Source organism: Undibacterium sp. MH2W (genome assembly GCF_049340215.1).
Taxonomy (GTDB): Bacteria; Pseudomonadota; Gammaproteobacteria; order Burkholderiales; family Burkholderiaceae_D; genus Undibacterium.
Genome location: NZ_JBMPPA010000004.1, coordinates 265,491 through 285,449 on the forward strand (window position 1 = coordinate 265,491; position 19,959 = coordinate 285,449).

Sequence of the window (19,959 nt, forward strand, 5' to 3'; positions counted from 1 at the left end):
CCCTGTTGCACTGAAACTGTTCCAGTTTTATACCAGCCCATATTTCACTTCCTATAGACGAAAAAAAACCGCTTTCCGCGGTTTCTATTTTTGTTGATTCGGTGACTTTGGAATTTTCTCTTTGACGCTCCTCACTTTTTCCAAATACAGTTTCATTGGTTCTGGATTGCCATTTCTTTCCCAAAAATAGGCGTCAGCGAACTCTTCTAAAGATGGATACTCCTTCTTGCGAAGAAGTTTGTGGCAGACGATGTGAAGGATTTTACTCATACTGTTACCTCAAAAGTTTTGTCTGTAAATGGAAAGCACTTAACGACGACTTTGTATGTTCCGGCGTGAGAGAACGACAGTGTCATTGTGCTTTCATCGCTGGGGTAACTTGAGCTGTCGATATAGATTACGCTACCGCTCGGCAAAGAGCTAAGTTCGAGACCTAATATCGTCGTTGGGTTACTTACTCGACTGACCACTTCGCCTTCAACAACATAGTTTAGCGTTGAGTCGTAAATTCCCTCTACGAAAAGAATGTTTGCTTCCTTGTAACCTTCGTAAGTTGACGGCGACAAGATTGCATTCAGGATAATCTTTCCCGTTTCGTCATACATAGAGATTGGAAAAGCAAGTTGTTGCTGCGCTGGCTCTGCTAGTGGGTCTATAGTTCCAGTCATTTCTTTACTTTCAAAATATTGGCTGATACCAGTGACGCAGTATTTGAGCCGGCAGAACAAAGGTAGTACGTACCAGGTTGAAGCACACCTGATACAACAACGTTTGACGTAGTTATACCTACGGCGCCGCCAGTGCCAGCAATAATAATTGAGCCGCTGCTATTTTTGATTACCACACCGCCATAACCATTTTGGTCATAGTTACAAGTTGCAATCGCAAGAACTGACGATGCATCAGAAACTACGAAAGGCACCGCGGCTCCCGGCGCAATACCTGAAAAGATGTCGATATCCGTTACTGCATTTCCGGTAATCTTGTTAGTGCCGACAGTCAAATCTTGGATATGCGCCGTGGTAATTTGTAGGTTACCGATTTTGGCGCTACTAATAGCAGCATCGACAATTTTTGCGTTTGTAATGCTGGCATTATTGATAAAAGTATCAGCGATGAAAGTCTGTCCATTCACTACAACAAATGGGACCGTAGCACTACCTGTACTTTCGTCAATAAAAGCAATTTTTTGCGCTGAGAGATAAATCTCAGTCTCTGGCGTGCCACTGCCGTTGTCGACCATCAGACCGATGCCAGCAATGTACGTTTTACCATCCTGCGTAATTTGCGTCTTGATGGTATGTGTTGCTGACAGCTTGCAATTTATATCAGCAACAGTAGCTGATACCGTTTCCACCGAGGCCGAAGTGGATCCGGCAACAGCTGCGACTTGTTCAATTTGCGTAGCCAATGAGCCATCAGCATTCGCTCGAGCTGTAGACTCTTGAAGAATCGATGCGGTATTTTTTGCAATAGATGCCTGCAACAGAGTCCGCGCGTTTGCCAATGCTTGATCTGCGCTCACAAATGAGATTAGCTGCGATGCAGCCATTGCATCAGCTGCTGAAATCGAATTTTGCTGATCAACCAATACCTGCTGCAATTCTGCACCAGGCGGTATTTCCTGTAGCGTAGATTGAATATCGGGAATTGCCTGAATTGGCGTTAGCAAATCAACGCTGAGCTGCGATTGAGTAATCTGACGTTTTAGATAGTTAAGAATACTCGTTGCATCAGTGCTCGTTGTACCCTTTGCCCCAGTGCCAGTTGGGTAATAGTCACTGAGATTGCCACGCTTATCTACCAACCGAACCCAAAAATAAACTATTTGACCCGCTGATAAGCCTGTCAATGCAAACGTATTTTGCGGCGCAGGAATAGTCGTCAGCTTTGTTGCGTCCGATAGATTCGGAGTCGCAGAGCTCCAAATTTCAGTCCCAACAAGGTAATTGATAATGCTCGGAGGAATCGCCCAACTTACATCGATTTCAAAAATGTTTGCCGCCGTAGTCAGCGATGTAGCTGCTGAAACACTGGCATCTGTGCTGTTGCTCACTACAACTGAATATGGTACTGGTTGCGACCTCTTCCCAGCCGCAGACACCGCCGTAATCGTAAAATTATACGTCCCTGCTAGCATGCTATTGATCTGGTAGCTCGGCGTCAGCGAAGTATCTAGGTTGACGATATCGTTATTGCGCTGCCACTGGACTAGATATTTCGGTGATGTTCCTGACCAGCTCAGATTACCATCAGTCACAGAAATATTAGATGGGTTCCAGTATGTATTTGCTGAAAACAGCAAATTCGTCGGCAAATCAGGTAAATCTGCAAGCAATGCCGTCGGCTTGTTTTGAATGATCGTGCCGTTGTCGATATTGTCGAACTTGCCTGCGATATGCTGAATCGCGGATATTTCGTAAGTAAGTCCGTCTTTCTCTGTGATCGATAAAATCTTGTAAGTAGGCGCAACGAGATTCGCGTTGTCCACAGACCAGATCGCTTGCGGTTGTGGCATAACTGGCCAGTCTCCAACAACAGTCACAGAGTTGCCAGAAATCGACTGCACTACTCGCGTTGCTGATACACCAGACGGCAAAATAACCGTCAGCAAGTCACCAGCACTAATCGCGGGAGCTTTATCTAAAGTTACAACGCGCCCAACGGCGGAACTAATCCGACCACCGTTACGCACACCTGCTTTGTTTGGATTCGCAATACGGATGATTTGACCAGGCGTAACAACCAAAGCATCGAGACCTACGCTGAAAGTCAGCATGTCAGTCTCAAGGCGAGATGTGAGCAGCATCCATTGACCTACGCGCTGTGCCTGACCTTGCGATGTACAGCCAAATGCGGTCACATTGATCGGTTTAACACCGTAACGCTGGACGCCTAAATCATCTTGGACATACTCAACTTTTTGCTTGTAGAAGTTGTTTGGGTCGTTCCATGTGACGGTCGCTGTCGTGTAGCGAGTGCTTTTTGCGCTACCTGCACCATGAAACTTACCGTCGATGACATTGGCTGCAGTAAATGTGTACGTCGGGTCCTGCGGCATATCTGCGGACACAACGATAGATCCGCTCGCCCAATAAGTAATCCCGCGAAACACTGAAGCCAAATCCTGCAAAACCTTGTAGGCCTCTGCAGCACTTTGAAGATACACGTTACATGTAAAGCGCGGCTCAGTACCACCTAAGCCATTCGGGACCATCTGGTCACAATACTGACCAATGATGTACAGCCCCCATTTGTCGACATAAGACGACGGAATCAGATTGCCCAGACCGTAGCGACTATTTGTCAGTAGATCATAGAAAATCCACGCTGGATTGTTAGTCCACGCGGGCTTTAACGTACCGTCCCAAATGCCCGAGTATGTCCGGGCAACCGGATCATAGTTGCTTGGCACTTGGATAATGCGACCGAGAAGATCATAAGAACGAGTCGGGATACTTTGGAACTGCGACGCATCAATTTGAACGCCTATCAATGCTGACATAGGGTAGTTCAAGCGGGCATCAATCAATTCCGTGTATGTCAGAACGGTCGTCGTATCCGAAACCGTTGAGCTATTCGCGTTTGGCGTGGTGCGAGTAACGCGGACAGTCCAGCCATTTTTCGCCGCTGGAAGTACGAATCGATGACTACGCTGATATTGCGAAGTGGTTTTGCCATTGAACGAGGTATTGACGACCGTTTGATATGCGCCGCCGTCAGTAGACAATTCAATGATGTAATTAATCTGATAGCCGCCAATGTTTCCGCTGCTTGTGTCTGCTTTGCTCAAAGCACTAACGCCCAGACGAATACTTAGTGATGTCAGTTGAGTGTTTGTAACGTTCTGCACCCATGGGGATGATGAGCGCAGCTCTACGCCAACGCCATGCTCATTCGACACGTCCGGAAAACCATCGATAGGCAACTGGCTTTGTGAGCCGGAACGAAAATCGACTGTTGCGCCAGTAAAGTTGTATGAACCGTCCGGATTTTGCAGCGGCGTATCATTGAAGAAGACAGACTGCATACCATTAGCGAGACCTTGAATCTCGCCTTCAGACACCAAGTCCATTACTTTTGCGTATGAGATGCTATGCAAAGAATCTGGCGACTCTACGGAGCCGCTGCCGCTTCCAGACTTGCCGCCATACCCGATAATTTTGCGCATTTAAAACCTTCAGACGTAAAAAAAGCACCCGAAGGTGCCTTTGAAAAAAATTCTTTTTAAATTACTGATCTTGCGAGTAAATCCCCGCTGAAATTACGGACGAGCCAACAATCATTCGACCATATAGGACGGGAACGCAGTTACCCTGAGTTGTTGTATTGACTGCCCCGTTAAAGTTGTAGGAGGCACTATTACTTGCTGAGCTTGACTGTGTTGTCTGCTGCGGGGAAAGCATTTGAACTACGCCGCCCAGAGCAAGCCCGATGCCCGCCGTTGCTACTGCCCCAGCAATACCGCCAGCCCCGATTGCAGCGAAGGCTGCTCCACCAGTCAGAAAGCCCGCGCCGATAACCAAGGCAGCACCAAGAATCACCTGAAACAAGCCGCCCTGTTTTGCGCCCTGCAGAATCGGAGCAATGCGAATATCCTGACCACCTGTAGGAGCGTGGAGTAAATCAGCATTGATGTTTTCTTTACCGAGAAAAACACTATAAGCAATGCCGCGATCTTTGCTCGTGATTAATTCCTTTTGAAAGCCCGGGATCATGATGCAAAGTGCTCTGATAGCTTCGCTGGCATTTTGAACGGCGAACCGGTGGACTCGTCCGAACTTAGTGCCGAGTTTGCCGTATAAGCGAATTGTTTTAAGTTCCTGCGTCACTTGGAAGTCCTTTGTATCTGACAATGAAGCGTGTTACTTCTTGATAGTAGCCACCGTACACGTCACGACTGGATAATCGCCCGTGCAGATGGTGCAGCATCAATCCATCACCGATATAGACCGCGGCATGGTTCGGAACGCCATTTTTACTGCGAATCTGCATAAATATGACGTCGCCAATCTCTGGCTGATCGTGTGCTGGGATTTTTTCAAAGCCAGCGCGCGGAAAACCGTTCGTATAGATGTCGCTAGCACCATCATTCCACCAGTCGTCATGTCGCTGAAAGTCCGGCAAAGTGATGCCTTTTACTTCCGCGTACCAGTCCCTGATTAGTGTGTAGCAGTCGAGAACACCGTGGAAGAACTGACGGCCTACCAATGGCGCTTTGTACCCGCATGGTTTGATTGTCACGATGTCGCCAGCGTTCGCGCCTTCGCCGTCCGTATCAACTCGGACGATATGCCAAGCCAAACCGGAGGCCTCGCAGCTAGTGCGGTCTGCTTCGCTTGGCTCCGGCATTACATTTGGGTGCGAATGAACGATTGCCACGATTTCGCCTAATTCCTCTGCCGCTGCATATTCTTCAGCAGAGATGATGAAATGCTCTTCACCAGTTGCTGAGTTCTTACTGGGGATATATTTCTCACGCCCCTTGACGATGACGACGAGACCGCAGCTTTCTCTTGGATATTCAGCCTCAGCGTGCGCCTTAAGATCAGCAATTGTTTGATCGTTCATGAAAGCCCCGCGCCAGGGAAGCCGCCAAACGGAAAAATAGCCGTTGCGCCAAACCGCAATTTGCAGTCCGATAAATGACCGCCGCAACGATCCTGCGCGCTGTTTTGCACGGGATTACCTTTGTTATCAAACATCGCACTTCCTGTATAACCACAGTTAGGACCGCGATAGCCGCCGCAACTTAGCCAATAGCAAACGTTAGCTACAATCTGGCGCCGTGGAAGCATCGCGCCCATGCAGTCCAATGCACTCGAAAGCTGAAACTCAACAATTTCATTGGTCTCAGATGTCTTTTGCTCGATGTACCAGATATCTAGCGGAAATTCCTGAGTTGGGTCAGCAGTCGGATTGCTATTGGTGAAATTCACCGCATCAAGGTACTTCCCAAGGGTTGTATGACGAGTAAGCTTCGCCCCGACCAGATCAGCGAAATTTAGACAAAGGGTGGAAATTGATGAATCAACGTTGCCGACAGCTAATTTTGGCGTTGGCAAGTTACCCGTTCCGCTACGAGCAAAGCCCGTGGCTTCAATCGGCCATCCCGTATAAACATTGCCCTGCCATGTGATCGTAGATGATTGGGTATATCCGTGAAATCGAATAAGACTACCACCAATCGATGTTGCATCAAGCTCAAATAGCTCAACGATTGGCGGCAGCTCAAGTGATTGAACATCTTGAAATGGAATATTCATGAAAGATTAAATACCTGCTGAAAAGTCACAGAGATTGAATAAACGTCACCCTCTTCTTGCTTTGGCTGAACGTCTTTGCACCTGTACGTGCCCTGCACCCCTAGTGGCGGAGTCCAGTAAAAAGAGACAACCCCAGCCTTTGCATTCAGAAAAGAGAGTATCGGCAACATATCCGCAGAACGACCGCGAAACGTTAGCTGCGCCGAATTGACCACGTTATTGATGCCATCTGCTGCCACTTGCGAATATCCATCGCCAAACTGTGCATTCAGGGTTCTATATTTCGGCGCTAATGAAGTAGACCCCGCAAATGGTTGCCAATTAAAAGTATCCATATCAAACCTGTCCGCTTCTCATTTTCCAAATCAACCCACCTGGCCGCATTTCTTTAGCAAGTGCTTGCTGCGTCAGCCCATTAACCATATCCGACAATTGCTTTGCAGCTCCCGTATCAACGCCTTTGCCGCTTGTATTAGAAGACGAATTGCCGTCAGGGTGAATATTTATTGTCGTATGTAGCTCGATAGGCCCCGTTGATGATTGCTGCGTTGTAGAGCTCGACTTTGCAAGGTCACGAACAACGTTCGCCTGCTCTTTTGGCAAAACCATTTCTTGCTCGTGAAGCTGAGTCAAGGGATTGACGTTCGTCGGAATGTCGTAACCATTCCGAGCGGAAGGAACACTCAACGTAGCTGCCGCAATCGCAGCAGTGGAAAAACCCTCTGCAGTTGCCGCGGCAGTTGCAGCAGCAGCAGGAGCGAGACCAGGACCAACAATAGGTATTGCGGCGGTGGATGCAAATGCAGCCAAAGACGCCATAGCTACCATCGCTTGCGACTGCGCCGTGATGGTGGCCACATAACCAGTTGCTGCAACTTTATCAAGCAAGAGTTTTTGAATCTGCATCTTTATAAAACTTTGCACGAATGAATCGGCAATGCTTACCGCTACGTTCTTTAAGCTTTCACCGAGGCTTTTACCATGATTAATGAATTGCGTTACGGCAGAGGCGACGCCATCGGTAGCGCTTGTCATTGCTTGAGCTGTCATCTGAGAAAGCTTTTGCTGGTCGGTTAAAACGCTTTGATTTGCTGCTAGCCAGTAACCTTTGACTTGATCAGCTGTATTTGCAGAATTTGTCAAAAATAACACATTGAGATCCTGTTTTTTTCGCTCATCGGCGATCGCCGCATTAATCACTGATTCAGAATGCCGCCTGCCTTCTTGCTCAAGCATACGGTTCCCCGCATGCTCGTTATAAATTTGAGCGTTTTTGAAAGCTTGGATTTTTGACATACGACTAGCGTACATTTTGTCCTCGGCCTCAGCGTTGGTCAAAAACTCTTTCTGTATCACACCCGCTTCCGCTGCCAGCTCCATGTAAGACTGAGTAATTTGATTATTAAGCGCCATTTCATCGGCTGCACGCTTCTTTTTGGCTTCAATAATCCGATTTTTACCCTCTTCCACTTCTTTTTCATTCCCTTTAATTTTTTCATTAATCGAAATGTACTGCTCAGCAGCAGCGATTTCCGCCTTGTATGCGATCTCGATATTGTTTTTTGCTTCTACAATGGCGCGGTTTTTTGTGCTGTAATATTCCTCAGCACTCATTTCGTCGTTCGCGTAATACGTCTTGAGATAGCTTTCACGACTTTGCAAAATCGCTTTTTCAGACGCAATCAATGCTTCTTGCTCTTTGATCTTTCCTTCCATCACTGACTTAGCAACGTCTTTATTGCTTTCTTTTTCTTTCTTATCCGGCGGCACCCATGATTTCTTCTCAGGAATATCGCGTTTCGACGCAGCAAGAGACGCATCTCGACCGTCATCGCCGACTGCTTGTTTGATCGCCGCATCATTTTTCATGATGACGTCAACGATTTCTTTACCAGCATCATTGACCCGATCCTTGGCATCCGACCAACCTTCGGTCATATATTCGCCAGCTTTCTTGAAGTCTCCTTGCATGACAGCTAACGACGCCTTACCGAGAGAGATTAACGTTCCACCGATTACTTCACCAATCGCGACGATACTCCGAGCAAAGATATAGATCCCATCTACGATGCCATATACAAGACCAACAATAGTCGACACACCAACACGGAAAAGATTAACGACGCTCGGCCATCCATTCTTAAGATAGTTCATCATTGCAGTAAAAGCGGGTACCAGCGCGTCAGACATGACACGCTTAAAACCTTGCGACATCAGATCATTTTCATTCTGAAACTCTCGCATAGCTGTCTGATATTTTCTAAGCGCTTCTTGCGTTCCGGCGGTCATGCCGAGCTGATAGTCGTTCAGGCGCTCCTTGGACGCGTGCAATTGATCATCCGTGACTTTCAACGCATTTGTAATTTGAGCATAAGTACCCATGCCAATCGCGACCGATGCTCTATTCCTGTCCCAGCCCTCCGTGTAGGAATCCAGGACTGCCTTGGCATTTTCAAGGACTTTACGCTGGTCTAAAAATTTACCATTTGCATCTTTTGTCACTACGCCTAAGCGCTCAAGCTCATCCCCATTGTCGTGAATTGAGAATGTGACCTTTGAGAAGACGTCTAGATATTCTTTTTGATCAACACCCAGGCGATGCAAAGCATCATATAGAGCTCCGGCCTGAATAGATGAAATTAAAAGGTTGTCCTGCAGTTCCTTCAAACTCGCGCTGTAAGCAATGATCGCATCGATGTCCTCGCTTTTATAAAACGAAATATCGAGCATCGAGACTACAAATGAGATCGCCTTATAAATAGCATAGATCTCAAATAAAGATCTCACTATGACGCCCAGTGCATTCGAAAAAGCTAGTGCTGCCTCAACCGCCAATGCCGTCTCAATCGCACTCTTAACAAAGCCGAGAGCAAAACTAGCAACAGCACCTAAAGCGCCCATTACTTTATCACCCAATGTCTCTGCCTTCTCTCCCGCATCATCATTGAGATCCTCAATCGCTTTTTGCGACTCCTTTGCCCCTTCCTTAATTTTTTCCTTCGCTTCGTCCATGCTATCACCCATATCAGTGAGCGCATTTGCGGCCTGATCAGCATTAGTTGTAATGCTGTCGTTTGCCGCCTTCATGTTGGAATTGATCACTGCCGAGAAGCTCTTCATATCGGCTGTTGATTGCAGCAAGCTTTGACGGAATCCTTCGATCGCATCTTGTGATGCCATCATATTGTCGTTTGCAGCCTGGGATGCAAGCTGCATATTGCTCGTGAACCCAGAAATATCGGCAGAAACTTTAACTGATAAATTACCGAGTGCCATGGCAATACTCCAAAAAAAAAGCCACCCGAAGGTGGCTTATGGTGAATGTGGATAACTTACTGCGGCACAAGCTTACAGCCGCAAAATTGGCATTTATTAGCATCTTTGAAAACTAATTCCCGACAATCTGGACATTTAACATGTGTCTCCGGCGTAGGGGCGACCTGCTCTTCAGAATATCGATCCGCTTTCTCGTTGACTTTATCGATGGCTGACCTCAGAAATGAACCAGTATTCTTACCAAAATCTGCAGTCCCAGCCATACCTGATTTACGCAATGACAAATCAATATGCTCATTGATTGGCTTCAATTTTTCATCTAATACTTCCGAATACGGCGCTAATTTATTAAATACAGGCTTAAAAAGATTACGTAAAAAAACATAAATTTGCCAAAAAATCCTCAACAAGATCGCAGCAAAACCAATCATTACGATGTGAAGGCCAGTTTTTACAGGATTGTCGTTTGTCAAGACGCATATGACTGAAACAAAGAGCAGCCCGATAATCAATTTTGAACTAAACTTCATTGCAACCTCATTAAGTTAATTTACTTTTAAATAATATCACTTATTGTAAAAAACTTAAAATTACTCATTAGCAACTTGACATCTTGCCGCTAGCGCTTCAGCCGCGAAGAGCAATTGCCACTCTTCACACGTCTTACCTCCAACTAAAGGATCAACTGCTTTCTTCTCTGGAACTCGATCATCGTAAAGTGTAAAGTCTTTAATTCGATACGGCTCCGGTCGCTCCGTGCGGTTACGATTTATCTCAGCAAGCACCGATATCGAATGGGCATGCATGGTATCTTGCACCTGAATACCCCATGGTTCAAGCAGGTAAAACTCTTGCCAGCCCAAATATTCTTCGATTGGCATTTCATTGATCTGACCAACTGTCATCCCAAGCGCGAGCGCCAGTCTGTATTTGAATCGGCGCTCGTGGTCTTCGCTTAGTTTTTTGCTTCAGCTGCCTTTTTAAAGCCGTTTAACTCCAATGCAACACCGATCAGATTTTCGATCGGGGCATTGCTGGAGTCTTTGATTGCCGGGATATCCGATTCTGAAAATACCGGAGTACCCTTCTCATCAACCACCGACAACACCAGCAGCTCCAGCCCAAATTGGCTGGTATCGCCGTTCGCCTTGATTTTGGCGCGAATATCGTCTGTTTCTGCAACTTTGAGTTGTTTGAGCGTTACATCACCGAAACCTTCGACTATCGTGGTTGATGTTTTTGGTTTGAGTGCCGCGAACAGCGCTGCTTTATCGAATGCCATAATGCTTTCTCTTTTCTGAAAAACGGTTAAATAGATTGATCGGTTGACCGCGCGGAATTACTGGTTGACGATGGTGATCGCGCCGGAAATCTTCAAAGTGACTGAAATCTCGACCTTTGAATCGACTTTCAACTTTGGACCAGCAAACTTGGTCACAAACGCATTGAAGTTAATGTACGTTTTAGTTGGCCCCGAGCCAGGAATCACAATTTGATATGGCGAAGTAACGCCTGCGTTCATATCAGCACGCACCAATCCTTGCACCGTGCCATTGATAAAGTTAGCAGTAAAATCACATGAGCCATTGTCTTGCAAGCCAGCGATGAATTCTTTTGCTGTCGACAAGAGATGAGTCACATCGATCGATGAAACACTAACACCACCGAGGTTAATGTCCGATGCTTCTTCGAACAATGCCATCGCAATGTTATTTGCTGTATATGCACCGATCACTGTGGCTGGGCCACCTGGTGCGATCAGCGTATTAAATGTAAAGGTTGTCGTGGAAGGTACAGTCGCTACTGAGAACAAACCATTAAATGCCGACGGCGTCATTCCAGACAATGTAACTTGAGATCCTTGGGCGAGTCCATGAGCAGCGCTTGTTGTTGCCGTTGCTACGGTGCCGACTACCGTAATTCCTGTAATTGTTTGCGGCGCCGCAGGACTAACCGCGCCGCGTTGAATATAACTACCCTGCGAACGTTGTGCTTGAGACATAAAGGCTCCTAAAGTAAAAAAACCCGCCGAAGCGGGCGGGTTAGAAATAGTTTTGTTTAATCGTTGTACCAGAACGAAAAATCTTGTCGGTATCGATAAAGCTTTGTGTCCGTTTCATAAAGCGAAGCTTCGTCACGGTGAACAGCCCCTAACTGTGGCACTGTAAGTACTGCTTGACGAATCGCGGCACTCAAATTGGCGGCTTGAAGCCCATCACGGGCATAAACGTCAATTTGGAATATGGAATTTGCAAGTCCACTATCTCCGAGCAAACTCTTTACTCTTTGAGTAGATATTTTTGAGTACACGACATAGGGAGTAACGTCTGTCGCTATCGCCACATTTGGGCGCACGGGTATCGCTGAGAACGTCGGAGAAGCTTTTATACTTGCATATAGACATTCTTCAACCAGCATGCTCATCGATTACCCCTAAAATTCCGTCAATCAAAATATTTGATGCTTTATCGCGCCCCGCCTCAATACCTGGGCGAAAAAAAGGTCTAGCTGCCATTTTTGAAGTGCCAAATTCTTGGAAAATCGCGTAATGTTCCTTTTGGTTGGGCGACGAATCATCTACCTGAACAATTGCAGTCACCTGAGTATCAGTAGTTTGCTGATACGTATCGATGGCTTTTTCCAAGTTCCCACTTCGCTCAGGCGCCCTAATTTCAATTTCACGCTCAATAACGTCCGCCGATGCCATAACAATATCCGGTAATGATTTTTTCAAATCCACGGCCATGGTGTTAATCGCCGCTTGTAACTCGGTTAGCCCAGAAATATCATCCATCGTTCATGCCTTCATTCGCTGAAAGTTCAACCATCTGATTTCTTTCATCAAAATTGATCATGCCCTGAATGTTGAAGATCCTCGCACCATAGACAATTCGCATCGACATTACGGCCACCGGATTTTTGAATTCCGAGCGATAACGCACTGTTATTTTGTGAGAGACTTGTGTATGAATCGCTTCTGAAACCATACGCTGCTGGGCGGTAAGACCTTCAATTTCTGCCCAGATAGGTGAAATTGTTGACCATACTGTCGTGGGATTCCCTGCAGTGCCATCAACGCTATTTTGTTGCTGCAAAATAACGCGCTTTTTCAAGTCGCCAGCTCTCAAAATGTCACCACTCTAAATGGGTCGAGAAGACCATCAACAAACGGCAGTACTTCAACTTTTCCGCGCGTCAAAATTGCGACTTCTTCCCGGTTTTCATAAAGCGTACCGATTCGGATCTTGATCCAACTTTTTATCCCTTCAGGCACTGCCGTGTTATCACCAAAGCCAGCGACATAGGTGACTTCAACCGAATTTATTTCGTTGCGCGCAGCTGGCCAGCTGGCCCCATAAGCAGGGACGATACGCGCAGGTTCACTCACATTGTCGAGCTTATACTGGGATGGATCTAAGGTTTGCTGAACACCATTTGCGTCAATATATTTGATGCTGGTTACAGCTTGAACTGGTGACATCGGCAAAATTATTTCGTATCCCGTTTTACCATCAGGCCGCAACATGGTCAGTGGCCCGGGACTCGTACCCCACTGCGGACCGTACCAATTAGCTGACCCAACATTCATTCCCGGCATAGGGAATTGATCCAACACGAGTTTAATGGTCTGCGTACAAATTGCTCTGCGGCAGATCGTCTCAGCCGACTGGCGTGCGGCAATAATCATGCTACTGATGAGTAAATCATCGTCGGCTATGTCTACGCGCAGATGTAACTTCGCCTCTGCCAATGTCACTGGCTCAACCGCTGGTTGAGTGAGGATAACGCTTGGCATTATTGAGAATCAGCTAAACCAGCGATCAAATCGGCTTCTTGCTTAACAAATGCCTCATCAACAATATCCGTTGCTGGCCTTGTCTTCTTCGTGCCTTTTACCCCAGAATCAGCATCGACTGCCCAACCTTCAATTTTTGCAACTGCGGCACATTCATCAGAAACCTCTACGATCTCACCTTGCTTGTATTCGAAAATATCGACTCCACGCTCAGCAAACTTGAAGGTCTCTTTCACTGTAATCGTTGGCATAACAACCTCTTGAAAATAAAAAGCCCCTCGATTGAGGGGCTTTGGTTAAACGACTGTTTTGAAGTTTTTTAAGACTTAGGTCGCAGAGAATTTCAGAAGCTTGATAGCTTCCGAGTTAATCACTGCACCACCAACACGCTTCGTTGTGTAGAAGCCGATATAAGGCTTGTTGCTGAACGGATCGCGAATCACACGGGTGCCCATGCGATCAACAATTTGATATCCATGTTTGAAGTTACCAAAAGCCACCGATAATGAATTTGCCGCCACACCTGGCATGTCCTCCGCCTCAACTACTGGATATCCCAATATCGTTTCAGGAACGCCTGGGGCTGAGACTGGGTTGAAAATGTAGCGACCAGATGGGTCTTTGAATGCTGCAATTTGGAACAGCAATGCTTTACTTGTCACAAAGGACGATCCTTGGCGATAACCTGCTTTCATTTGACTTACCAATGAAATCAATGAATCAGCCGGGTTAGTTGTTGCCCAGCCGCCAGCCACGCCCGTTGGGACATACTGCAATTGCATGTTTGCGCGAACGCCATCAGCCGTTGCTGCTGCGGTATAGGAAAGAAAACCCGTCGGCATATTGGTACCAGAACCAGAAATAAATGCCGCACCCTCAGCGCGCGCAAATTCGGTCGAAATTTCATCTGCCAGCCACTGGTCAACGTTAAAGAAAACGTCATCTAACATCTGCTGTGTTGCCTGTGGGTTAGCGTATAACTCACCCATAGTCGGCTTAATGTCGAACAAAGTCGGTGTCGTCGTTGCAGAACGTGCAGCAGTTTCGCCAACCCAGCCACTCGCTGTCCCACGTAAGTTCACCAATTTATGGTAATCAGTAGTACTGATCTGGACGACATTCGCTAATTGTCGGATTGGGCTCACGTTGATCAATTGCGCCTCAATACTGTCATCAATTACTTTCGGCACCGCATAACCACCATCAGCACCAGCGTTTGTTGACCAGCCGAGTGCCTTTGATTCTAAGGCTGCTAAGCCTTCGTCTTTACCCTTACGCACAAAGCTATGGAAACCCGCTTTATGGTCTTCTTCCACCTGATTGACCGGCTTACCATCTTTGCCAAAGTTAGGCCGATTCAGCTTGGCTTCCAATAATTCAAGGACGGCTTTTTGTTCTGCCATATCCTTGAAAGCTTTTTCCATGTTTTCTTTCAATTCATCAGCACCCCCCTTGCCTTTTTCGATCAGGTCCAGGCGTTTGTCGTTGATGGACTTAAATTCGTGAAATGCTTTGTTGCTGGCATCGAGTGCCTTTTGGATTTCAGATAAATCAGACATTGTTTCTCCAGAAATGAAAAAACCCGCTCAAGGCGGGTGAATGGGCATAAAAAACCGCCTCGTGGCGGTCAGTTTTCTTGCTTAATTGCTGCTAAGGCTGCGTAAAAATTTTTGCTCGCTGCTCTAACGCTTCCAGAACAGCCTTCATATCGGGCACGTCAGATTCACTCCGAACTAGTGCTTTGATACGTCCTACTATGGCGGTAGCCGCCGACTTTGACAGACCTGACTCTCTCAGGTATGTCTCTGCTGATTTGTAATCTGTGATTTGCTCAATACTTTTAACGACTTGGATACGCGCATCGTCATTCATCGGAAACGTTACCGGTGACACTTCCATCAAATCCGCCGCTTTGATCGTGCGAACTCCGGTTTTTTGATCGACACTATAATCACGGGTAATAAATCCAATCGACAACCCGGACAATGCCCCCATTTTCATTAACTCATATGCTTCGGCGCCACGCTGGGTTTTCAAACAAAGCTGCCCCTCAACGTAAAGGCCAGCATCCGTCTCTTGCATTTTGGTATATGCGCCAATCGGCTCACGCTGGTTGTGTTGCCATAAAAGCGCGGGCATGCGCCCTTTTTCGCTCCATGATTTCAAACTATCCGCAAAAGCACCAGGAGCGACAATATCATCCCCTTGATCAACAACACTGTAGACCGATCCCATTCCGGCAAACATGCCATTGTCTGAGACTGATTTAATTTCTAAGTGGGTATCAAGTAAGTTCATTTCATTCCTTTTGAGTATTTGGCTTGACTGGCATATCATCCTCGTCAGGATCCTCCGTGCCGTCAGACATATTCATGGGTACAAGTGGCAAATCCAAACCATCGATTGGATTTAAAATAATTCCAACATCACTCTCCGATTGTCTCGCCTCGTTACGCGTTAGCCAGCCGGACATGATGCCGCTGTTGTAGTAAGATGCTCGCGCGGCGGCATCGCCTCGTAAGAGTGCAGCGATATCACACTTGACATTCAGCTTCGCCTTCTTATCTTCTTTACTAAATAAATCGCGTTTTATTGCTTTTTCAATTCTCGTCAGCCAGGGCATGAGACTATATTGAACGAACTCAAGTGACTGTTGTTCGATATTGCTAAACGTCGCGCGTTCCAAGTCTCCAATCATGTGTGGAGGAACGCGGAAAACCGCTGCTATCTCACTGCGCTGATATTTTCTGGTCTCTAAGAATTGACTATCATCAGCCGTCATTGCCACCTTCGAGAATTTCATTCCCTCTTCAAGTAACGCAGTCTTGTGAGCATTTTCTCCGGAATGAGCATCGTCAAAACTCGCCTTAAGGCGATTATAGGCTTCTGTTGAGAGCTTACCGGGATGCTCCAGTACGCCGCCCATCTTCGCGCCATTGCGGAAGAGCTGGCTACCAAACTTCTCAGTCGCGAGAGCAAGGCCAATGCTTTCTCGAGCGTAGGCAATGGGACTAATGCCAATATATCCGTTGAGGGTCAGTCCTTTTACATGGAATATTTCACCGGTGGAGAATGTCTTTAACGTTCCATCTGGCAAAGTAACCTGATAATTAACACTCGATGCGTTTGACATTTCAGCCCGAACCATATCAGGATGTAGGGGAATGAGTTCAACGACACGCCCAGATCTGGTTCGGTTAATCCATGCGTAGGCGTTTCCACGTAAGCACAGACTGATGACAAGCATTTCCAAAAATTCGACAATCGTTTGATAGTCGTTCGGTTGATCATGTAATAAGTAGTAGAGCGGATGATCGTCTGCAAGAACGAGACTTTTCCCACTGGCCTTGTAAAGGTTTATTGGCAACATCCCAATGGACTCAGCCAATACTTTTACACAAGAGTAGACCGCAGCAGATTGCATAGCAGTTTGAGGATTAACAACGACGCCAGATGAAGATGCGCCACCGCCAAATGCCCATGCCATGTATCGCTCGAGAGTTCCCCAGTCCGGGTTACTACTTTTCTGCATGAGACCAGTAAGTTTATTCCAGAATGACATGCTGTCCTTTTTTATACCGAGCGAATACCATGCTCTTCATAGATACTTTCTTGTATCTCGCTTGTGATCGCTCTGTTTAGGCACATGATGAGCGCGACCACTCCGTCGATTTTATTTTCTTCCCGATCCTTCCGCGGGTAGATGTTATCCTTTGCATCCCGATGGCATACAACGTTGCTAACCATCCACGTGAGGACCGGATCTCCATCATGATGAAAACGCCCCTGCAACACCAACGCTTCAAGCCATTTCATCGGCTCAGAAAAATTTTTAACTGTTTGACCAACCTCAATCATTGGCAAACCAGCTGCAACCATGCGCTGACTGAATTGAGTAGCCTGAAAAGGGTCATACGGCGCTTCGGCAACAGTAAAACGAGTTGCATCATCAAGAAAATCGTCTTCTATCACACCGAAATCTGTCACGTTACCTTCTGTAGATATCAGAAGCCCACGGCGAGCCCAGCCTGAGTATTGACTATTTTTACCATCCTCAATCGCTTGCTCGTTAAGAAAGTAAGCGCCAAAAGCGTAGTAGTGTCGGATATTGTCGATATCTCGCCAGAACAGGCGCATTTTTGCTGCAATATCGACTTTGCTTGCTAGATCATGAGAGATGATGCATTCCTGCCCAACAAAATCAACCAGCTTTATTTTTGCATCTCCTGCCGCGTCCCACGCCCGCATATCCATCCAGGCGCTATCAGCATTTACCCAAATGTTTAATCGCTTGGTAAGAAAGCCATTCTGTGCGGATGCCATGGACATCGCTTTGCGACAAGCTTCTTCCATGTCATCCGGCATAACTGAGACGTTAAAATTTGGATTTGCTTTCATCCAGGTTGTTGGATCCGTCCAATCATCCCCTTCGTCAATTGTGTAGATGATCCCGAAAAAACTTTCATCATCGAAAACCTTATCGAGTATCTTTGTTACGTGAATTCGCTGCTCATAGCAAATACCGCTACGATCGCTGCCTGCAGTAGTGATCATCCAAAGGATGGGCTGTGATCGCGCCCCGGTACCACTATCTAGAACATCGTACAAATCACGCTTTTTATGTGCATGGAGTTCATCGATGATGGCACAGTGAATGTTCAGTCCATCGAGCGTGCTACCTTCCGCGTTAAGCGGTCGGAACACACTTGCGGTATGTGGCACGGACATACTGTGTTTACCGACATCCACACCAAACCGAGCAACGAAAGATGGTTCTCGCTGCGCCATGGTGCAACTATCATTGAACACGATACGCGCTTGCTCACCTGTCGTCGCCGCGCTGTAAACCTCTGCACCCGGCTCATCGTCAGCGGTGAGCATATAGTTCGCAACACCACTCGATAGAGTCGACTTAGCATTTTTACGCGGCACTTCAATATAGACACGCTTGAATCGGCGCTTCCCAGTTTCCTTATTTTTCCAACCAAAGATGACGCACAAAATAAAGCACTGCCAGTCTTCCAGCTCGATTTTGGGGTAAACCATCTCGCCATTGATCAATGTTGGTCTCGCCCACTCCCCTTTAATATGTGGCAGCAGTTCGTTAAACTGACAAACTCTGTTTGCAGCGCGGGTATCGAATACATATTTCCAATCCCCCTCAGACCGCTCCAAGTCATCAATATGCCGCTGACAAGCCGCGATTACCCATTTGCAAGCCGCAATTTTCCCGCCGATTACGTTGTTGGCGTATCGGAGGGCGCGATCTGTAAAACTCATTCAATGTTAGAAGTTTTCAAATGTAGATGGTTTTGTTTCTTTACCGCCTTCAAAAAGGCTGAGCTGTGCAGCTCGGGTGCCTTGAACTACCTTTGCGCGCAATGCGGGTGACATTCCGAACTCGCCAAGCAACTTCATCAGCATTTCACGCTCTTTGTTGAGCAGCTGATATCGAACGGCTTGTAGCTCGTAACCTTTATCGGTAAAGGAGATGTATGCCATGACTGGATCCATGCCCTTCTCGACGGTCTTCGCAGTTTGGCGCTGTAATGCAGTTTCGAACATCACAAGTCGCTCAACCGACTGACAAAGCATCCCGAGCATCTGCTGATCAGCCCGCGCAATTAAATTATTCTGAGCAAGTTCAGCAGTAATTCTCTTCCACTCTTTCCTCGCTTCCTTACCCAGGTATTTTGGCGGGTCAGGAATTTCTACTTGCGGTCGCCAGGTTCCGGAAGTATCGATCGGACGGTGGCCGCGATTGCCTTCAAGCAGTTTTAGCTCATGCGGTTTTGGCTTTGGTCCACGTAAACCCATATATTTACTCCTTTATACCCCCCCCACTTCAAAACCTGCGCGTACAAAAAAAAGGCTGAAGCCCCGGTCTTTAAGAAAGGAGTGCCAGAGATTTGACCGCCCCCATCCTAATAACGACCATCTGCTTTTTCTTCAGATTGCTTTGTACTATCGTGACATCTCTTACAAAGTGATTGCCAATTCTTACTATCCCAGAACAACCTCTTTGCGGCATCAATCAAGTGCTGGATGCCACTGTCGATTGCTTGCTTTAGGCGGGGAGGATCTATGTGATCAACAACTTCCGCAGATTTCGTTATGCCGTTTCTTTCGCAGTAGACGCACAAAGGATGCTTCCTCAAGAAAGCTACCCTAGCTTTGCGCCATGCACTGGTATAGCCGCGCGCATGCGCTGATCCGCGATCTCGATCAACGACCTTATGCCTTGCACACCTGCCAGCCACATCGATTAAGACGTTGCACCCGGGGTGCTGACAAATAGACCGTGATCGTGTCGCCATAAAATCATGATGAAGATCTATTACGACCTTGTATGAGGGCATGCTTGCCCATGAATATTTATAATATAAATAAAAGAGGCACACGAGAAAAGCTCAAGCCAAATTATTCAGGAGGGTTTTGTTGTCAAAAAAATGCCCTGCTTGACTAAACAAGACAGAGCTAAAGCAAATTAACAACATGAAACACGAATTTGGCGACCGAATGCGTAACACGTAAGGTCAAGTAGGTCTATCGATAGTCTCTGCTAGCAGGGTCGGTCACCAAAACTTTTCCACATGACGGAACATGGATATTAAGGGCAAA

The 19,959-nt window shown here is 46.8% G+C and carries 22 protein-coding genes; all 22 read right to left on the reverse strand.

Annotated features, from left to right (window positions below):
* Nucleotides 1-84: 84 nt before the first annotated feature.
* Nucleotides 85-270 (reverse strand): hypothetical protein, encoded by a 186-nt coding sequence (locus ACO0K2_RS11745; protein WP_423018946.1) that lies wholly within the window; start codon nucleotides 268-270, stop codon nucleotides 85-87.
* Entirely contained in the window at nucleotides 267-668 is a 402-nt protein-coding gene (locus ACO0K2_RS11750) for a hypothetical protein (RefSeq protein WP_423018948.1), read from the reverse strand. The genes ACO0K2_RS11745 and ACO0K2_RS11750 overlap by 4 nt, the downstream gene beginning before the upstream one ends.
* Nucleotides 665-4,171 (reverse strand): host specificity protein J, encoded by a 3,507-nt coding sequence (locus tag ACO0K2_RS11755; protein ID WP_423018950.1) that lies wholly within the window; start codon nucleotides 4,169-4,171, stop codon nucleotides 665-667. The genes ACO0K2_RS11750 and ACO0K2_RS11755 overlap by 4 nt, the downstream gene beginning before the upstream one ends.
* 61 nt (nucleotides 4,172-4,232) lie before the next feature.
* Nucleotides 4,233-4,832: a tail assembly protein gene (locus ACO0K2_RS11760; RefSeq protein WP_423018952.1), complete on the reverse strand. Its 600-nt coding sequence runs from the start codon at nucleotides 4,830-4,832 to the stop codon at nucleotides 4,233-4,235.
* Nucleotides 4,816-5,571, reverse strand: coding sequence for a C40 family peptidase (locus tag ACO0K2_RS11765; RefSeq protein WP_423018954.1), 756 nt, complete (start codon nucleotides 5,569-5,571; stop codon nucleotides 4,816-4,818). Before ACO0K2_RS11765 ends, ACO0K2_RS11760 begins: the two co-directional genes overlap by 17 nt.
* The gene (locus ACO0K2_RS11770) at nucleotides 5,568-6,266 is read right to left on the reverse strand and encodes a phage minor tail protein L (RefSeq protein ID WP_423018956.1); all 699 of its coding nucleotides are present in this window, start codon (nucleotides 6,264-6,266) and stop codon (nucleotides 5,568-5,570) included. Before ACO0K2_RS11770 ends, ACO0K2_RS11765 begins: the two co-directional genes overlap by 4 nt.
* Complete coding sequence (locus ACO0K2_RS11775) at nucleotides 6,263-6,601, reverse strand: phage tail protein (protein WP_423018958.1); 339 nt, start codon at nucleotides 6,599-6,601, stop codon at nucleotides 6,263-6,265. Before ACO0K2_RS11775 ends, ACO0K2_RS11770 begins: the two co-directional genes overlap by 4 nt.
* Before the next feature lies 1 nt (nucleotide 6,602).
* The gene (locus ACO0K2_RS11780) at nucleotides 6,603-9,542 is read right to left on the reverse strand and encodes a hypothetical protein (protein WP_423018960.1); all 2,940 of its coding nucleotides are present in this window, start codon (nucleotides 9,540-9,542) and stop codon (nucleotides 6,603-6,605) included.
* Between the two features lie 56 nt (nucleotides 9,543-9,598).
* Nucleotides 9,599-10,072 carry a hypothetical protein gene (locus tag ACO0K2_RS11785; protein WP_423018962.1) on the reverse strand — a complete coding sequence of 158 codons (474 nt, stop codon included), beginning with the start codon at nucleotides 10,070-10,072 and terminating at the stop codon, nucleotides 9,599-9,601.
* A 60-nt stretch (nucleotides 10,073-10,132) separates the two neighbouring features.
* A complete protein-coding gene (locus ACO0K2_RS11790) occupies nucleotides 10,133-10,447 on the reverse strand; it encodes a phage tail assembly protein T (RefSeq protein ID WP_423018964.1) in 315 nt (104 codons plus the stop codon).
* A gap of 50 nt (nucleotides 10,448-10,497) precedes the next feature.
* A complete protein-coding gene (locus ACO0K2_RS11795; protein ID WP_423018966.1) occupies nucleotides 10,498-10,824 on the reverse strand; it encodes a hypothetical protein in 327 nt (108 codons plus the stop codon).
* Nucleotides 10,825-10,881: 57 nt separating this feature from the next.
* The gene (locus tag ACO0K2_RS11800; RefSeq protein ID WP_423018968.1) at nucleotides 10,882-11,544 is read right to left on the reverse strand and encodes a hypothetical protein; all 663 of its coding nucleotides are present in this window, start codon (nucleotides 11,542-11,544) and stop codon (nucleotides 10,882-10,884) included.
* 56 nt (nucleotides 11,545-11,600) lie between these two features.
* Entirely contained in the window at nucleotides 11,601-11,966 is a 366-nt protein-coding gene (gp17, locus tag ACO0K2_RS11805) for a tail completion protein gp17 (protein ID WP_423018970.1), read from the reverse strand.
* On the reverse strand, nucleotides 11,950-12,336 hold the full coding sequence (locus tag ACO0K2_RS11810) for an HK97-gp10 family putative phage morphogenesis protein (RefSeq protein WP_423018972.1): 387 nt from the start codon (nucleotides 12,334-12,336) through the stop codon (nucleotides 11,950-11,952). Before ACO0K2_RS11810 ends, gp17 begins: the two co-directional genes overlap by 17 nt.
* A complete protein-coding gene (locus ACO0K2_RS11815) occupies nucleotides 12,329-12,655 on the reverse strand; it encodes a phage head closure protein (protein ID WP_423018974.1) in 327 nt (108 codons plus the stop codon). Before ACO0K2_RS11815 ends, ACO0K2_RS11810 begins: the two co-directional genes overlap by 8 nt.
* An 11-nt stretch (nucleotides 12,656-12,666) precedes the next feature.
* Nucleotides 12,667-13,338: a head-tail connector protein gene (locus ACO0K2_RS11820; protein WP_423018976.1), complete on the reverse strand. Its 672-nt coding sequence runs from the start codon at nucleotides 13,336-13,338 to the stop codon at nucleotides 12,667-12,669.
* Nucleotides 13,338-13,589, reverse strand: a complete 252-nt coding sequence (locus tag ACO0K2_RS11825) for a hypothetical protein (protein WP_423018978.1) — start codon at nucleotides 13,587-13,589, stop codon at nucleotides 13,338-13,340. Before ACO0K2_RS11825 ends, ACO0K2_RS11820 begins: the two co-directional genes overlap by 1 nt.
* Nucleotides 13,590-13,664: 75 nt before the next feature.
* Nucleotides 13,665-14,897, reverse strand: coding sequence for a phage major capsid protein (locus ACO0K2_RS11830; RefSeq protein WP_423018980.1), 1,233 nt, complete (start codon nucleotides 14,895-14,897; stop codon nucleotides 13,665-13,667).
* A gap of 91 nt (nucleotides 14,898-14,988) precedes the next feature.
* Nucleotides 14,989-15,636 (reverse strand): HK97 family phage prohead protease, encoded by a 648-nt coding sequence (locus tag ACO0K2_RS11835; protein ID WP_423018982.1) that lies wholly within the window; start codon nucleotides 15,634-15,636, stop codon nucleotides 14,989-14,991.
* Nucleotide 15,637: 1 nt separating this feature from the next.
* Nucleotides 15,638-16,825 (reverse strand): phage portal protein, encoded by a 1,188-nt coding sequence (locus ACO0K2_RS11840; protein ID WP_423018983.1) that lies wholly within the window; start codon nucleotides 16,823-16,825, stop codon nucleotides 15,638-15,640.
* Between the two features lie 86 nt (nucleotides 16,826-16,911).
* Nucleotides 16,912-18,618 (reverse strand): terminase large subunit, encoded by a 1,707-nt coding sequence (locus ACO0K2_RS11845; RefSeq protein ID WP_423018985.1) that lies wholly within the window; start codon nucleotides 18,616-18,618, stop codon nucleotides 16,912-16,914.
* 6 nt (nucleotides 18,619-18,624) lie between these two features.
* A complete protein-coding gene (locus ACO0K2_RS11850) occupies nucleotides 18,625-19,155 on the reverse strand; it encodes a phage terminase small subunit P27 family (RefSeq protein ID WP_423018987.1) in 531 nt (176 codons plus the stop codon).
* Between the last annotated feature and the right edge of the window lie 804 nt (nucleotides 19,156-19,959).

What these genes read in the sequence shown, in the direction of transcription:
- ACO0K2_RS11745 (WP_423018946.1), bottom strand. Translation starts at nt 270, where the DNA reads ATGAGTAAAATCCTTCACATCGTCTGCCACAAACTTCTTCGCAAGAAG.
- ACO0K2_RS11750 (WP_423018948.1), bottom strand. Translation starts at nt 668, where the DNA reads ATGACTGGAACTATAGACCCACTAGCAGAGCCAGCGCAGCAACAACTT.
- ACO0K2_RS11755 (WP_423018950.1), bottom strand. Translation starts at nt 4,171, where the DNA reads ATGCGCAAAATTATCGGGTATGGCGGCAAGTCTGGAAGCGGCAGCGGC.
- ACO0K2_RS11765 (WP_423018954.1), bottom strand. Translation starts at nt 5,571, where the DNA reads ATGAACGATCAAACAATTGCTGATCTTAAGGCGCACGCTGAGGCTGAA.
- ACO0K2_RS11770 (WP_423018956.1), bottom strand. Translation starts at nt 6,266, where the DNA reads ATGAATATTCCATTTCAAGATGTTCAATCACTTGAGCTGCCGCCAATC.
- ACO0K2_RS11775 (WP_423018958.1), bottom strand. Translation starts at nt 6,601, where the DNA reads ATGGATACTTTTAATTGGCAACCATTTGCGGGGTCTACTTCATTAGCG.
- ACO0K2_RS11780 (WP_423018960.1), bottom strand. Translation starts at nt 9,542, where the DNA reads ATGGCACTCGGTAATTTATCAGTTAAAGTTTCTGCCGATATTTCTGGG.
- ACO0K2_RS11785 (WP_423018962.1), bottom strand. Translation starts at nt 10,072, where the DNA reads ATGAAGTTTAGTTCAAAATTGATTATCGGGCTGCTCTTTGTTTCAGTC.
- ACO0K2_RS11790 (WP_423018964.1), bottom strand. Translation starts at nt 10,447, where the DNA reads ATGACAGTTGGTCAGATCAATGAAATGCCAATCGAAGAATATTTGGGC.
- ACO0K2_RS11795 (WP_423018966.1), bottom strand. Translation starts at nt 10,824, where the DNA reads ATGGCATTCGATAAAGCAGCGCTGTTCGCGGCACTCAAACCAAAAACA.
- ACO0K2_RS11800 (WP_423018968.1), bottom strand. Translation starts at nt 11,544, where the DNA reads ATGTCTCAAGCACAACGTTCGCAGGGTAGTTATATTCAACGCGGCGCG.
- gp17 (WP_423018970.1), bottom strand. Translation starts at nt 11,966, where the DNA reads ATGAGCATGCTGGTTGAAGAATGTCTATATGCAAGTATAAAAGCTTCT.
- ACO0K2_RS11810 (WP_423018972.1), bottom strand. Translation starts at nt 12,336, where the DNA reads ATGGATGATATTTCTGGGCTAACCGAGTTACAAGCGGCGATTAACACC.
- ACO0K2_RS11820 (WP_423018976.1), bottom strand. Translation starts at nt 13,338, where the DNA reads ATGCCAAGCGTTATCCTCACTCAACCAGCGGTTGAGCCAGTGACATTG.
- ACO0K2_RS11825 (WP_423018978.1), bottom strand. Translation starts at nt 13,589, where the DNA reads ATGCCAACGATTACAGTGAAAGAGACCTTCAAGTTTGCTGAGCGTGGA.
- ACO0K2_RS11830 (WP_423018980.1), bottom strand. Translation starts at nt 14,897, where the DNA reads ATGTCTGATTTATCTGAAATCCAAAAGGCACTCGATGCCAGCAACAAA.
- ACO0K2_RS11835 (WP_423018982.1), bottom strand. Translation starts at nt 15,636, where the DNA reads ATGAACTTACTTGATACCCACTTAGAAATTAAATCAGTCTCAGACAAT.
- ACO0K2_RS11840 (WP_423018983.1), bottom strand. Translation starts at nt 16,825, where the DNA reads ATGGCATGGGCATTTGGCGGTGGCGCATCTTCATCTGGCGTCGTTGTT.
- ACO0K2_RS11845 (WP_423018985.1), bottom strand. Translation starts at nt 18,618, where the DNA reads ATGAGTTTTACAGATCGCGCCCTCCGATACGCCAACAACGTAATCGGC.
- ACO0K2_RS11850 (WP_423018987.1), bottom strand. Translation starts at nt 19,155, where the DNA reads ATGGGTTTACGTGGACCAAAGCCAAAACCGCATGAGCTAAAACTGCTT.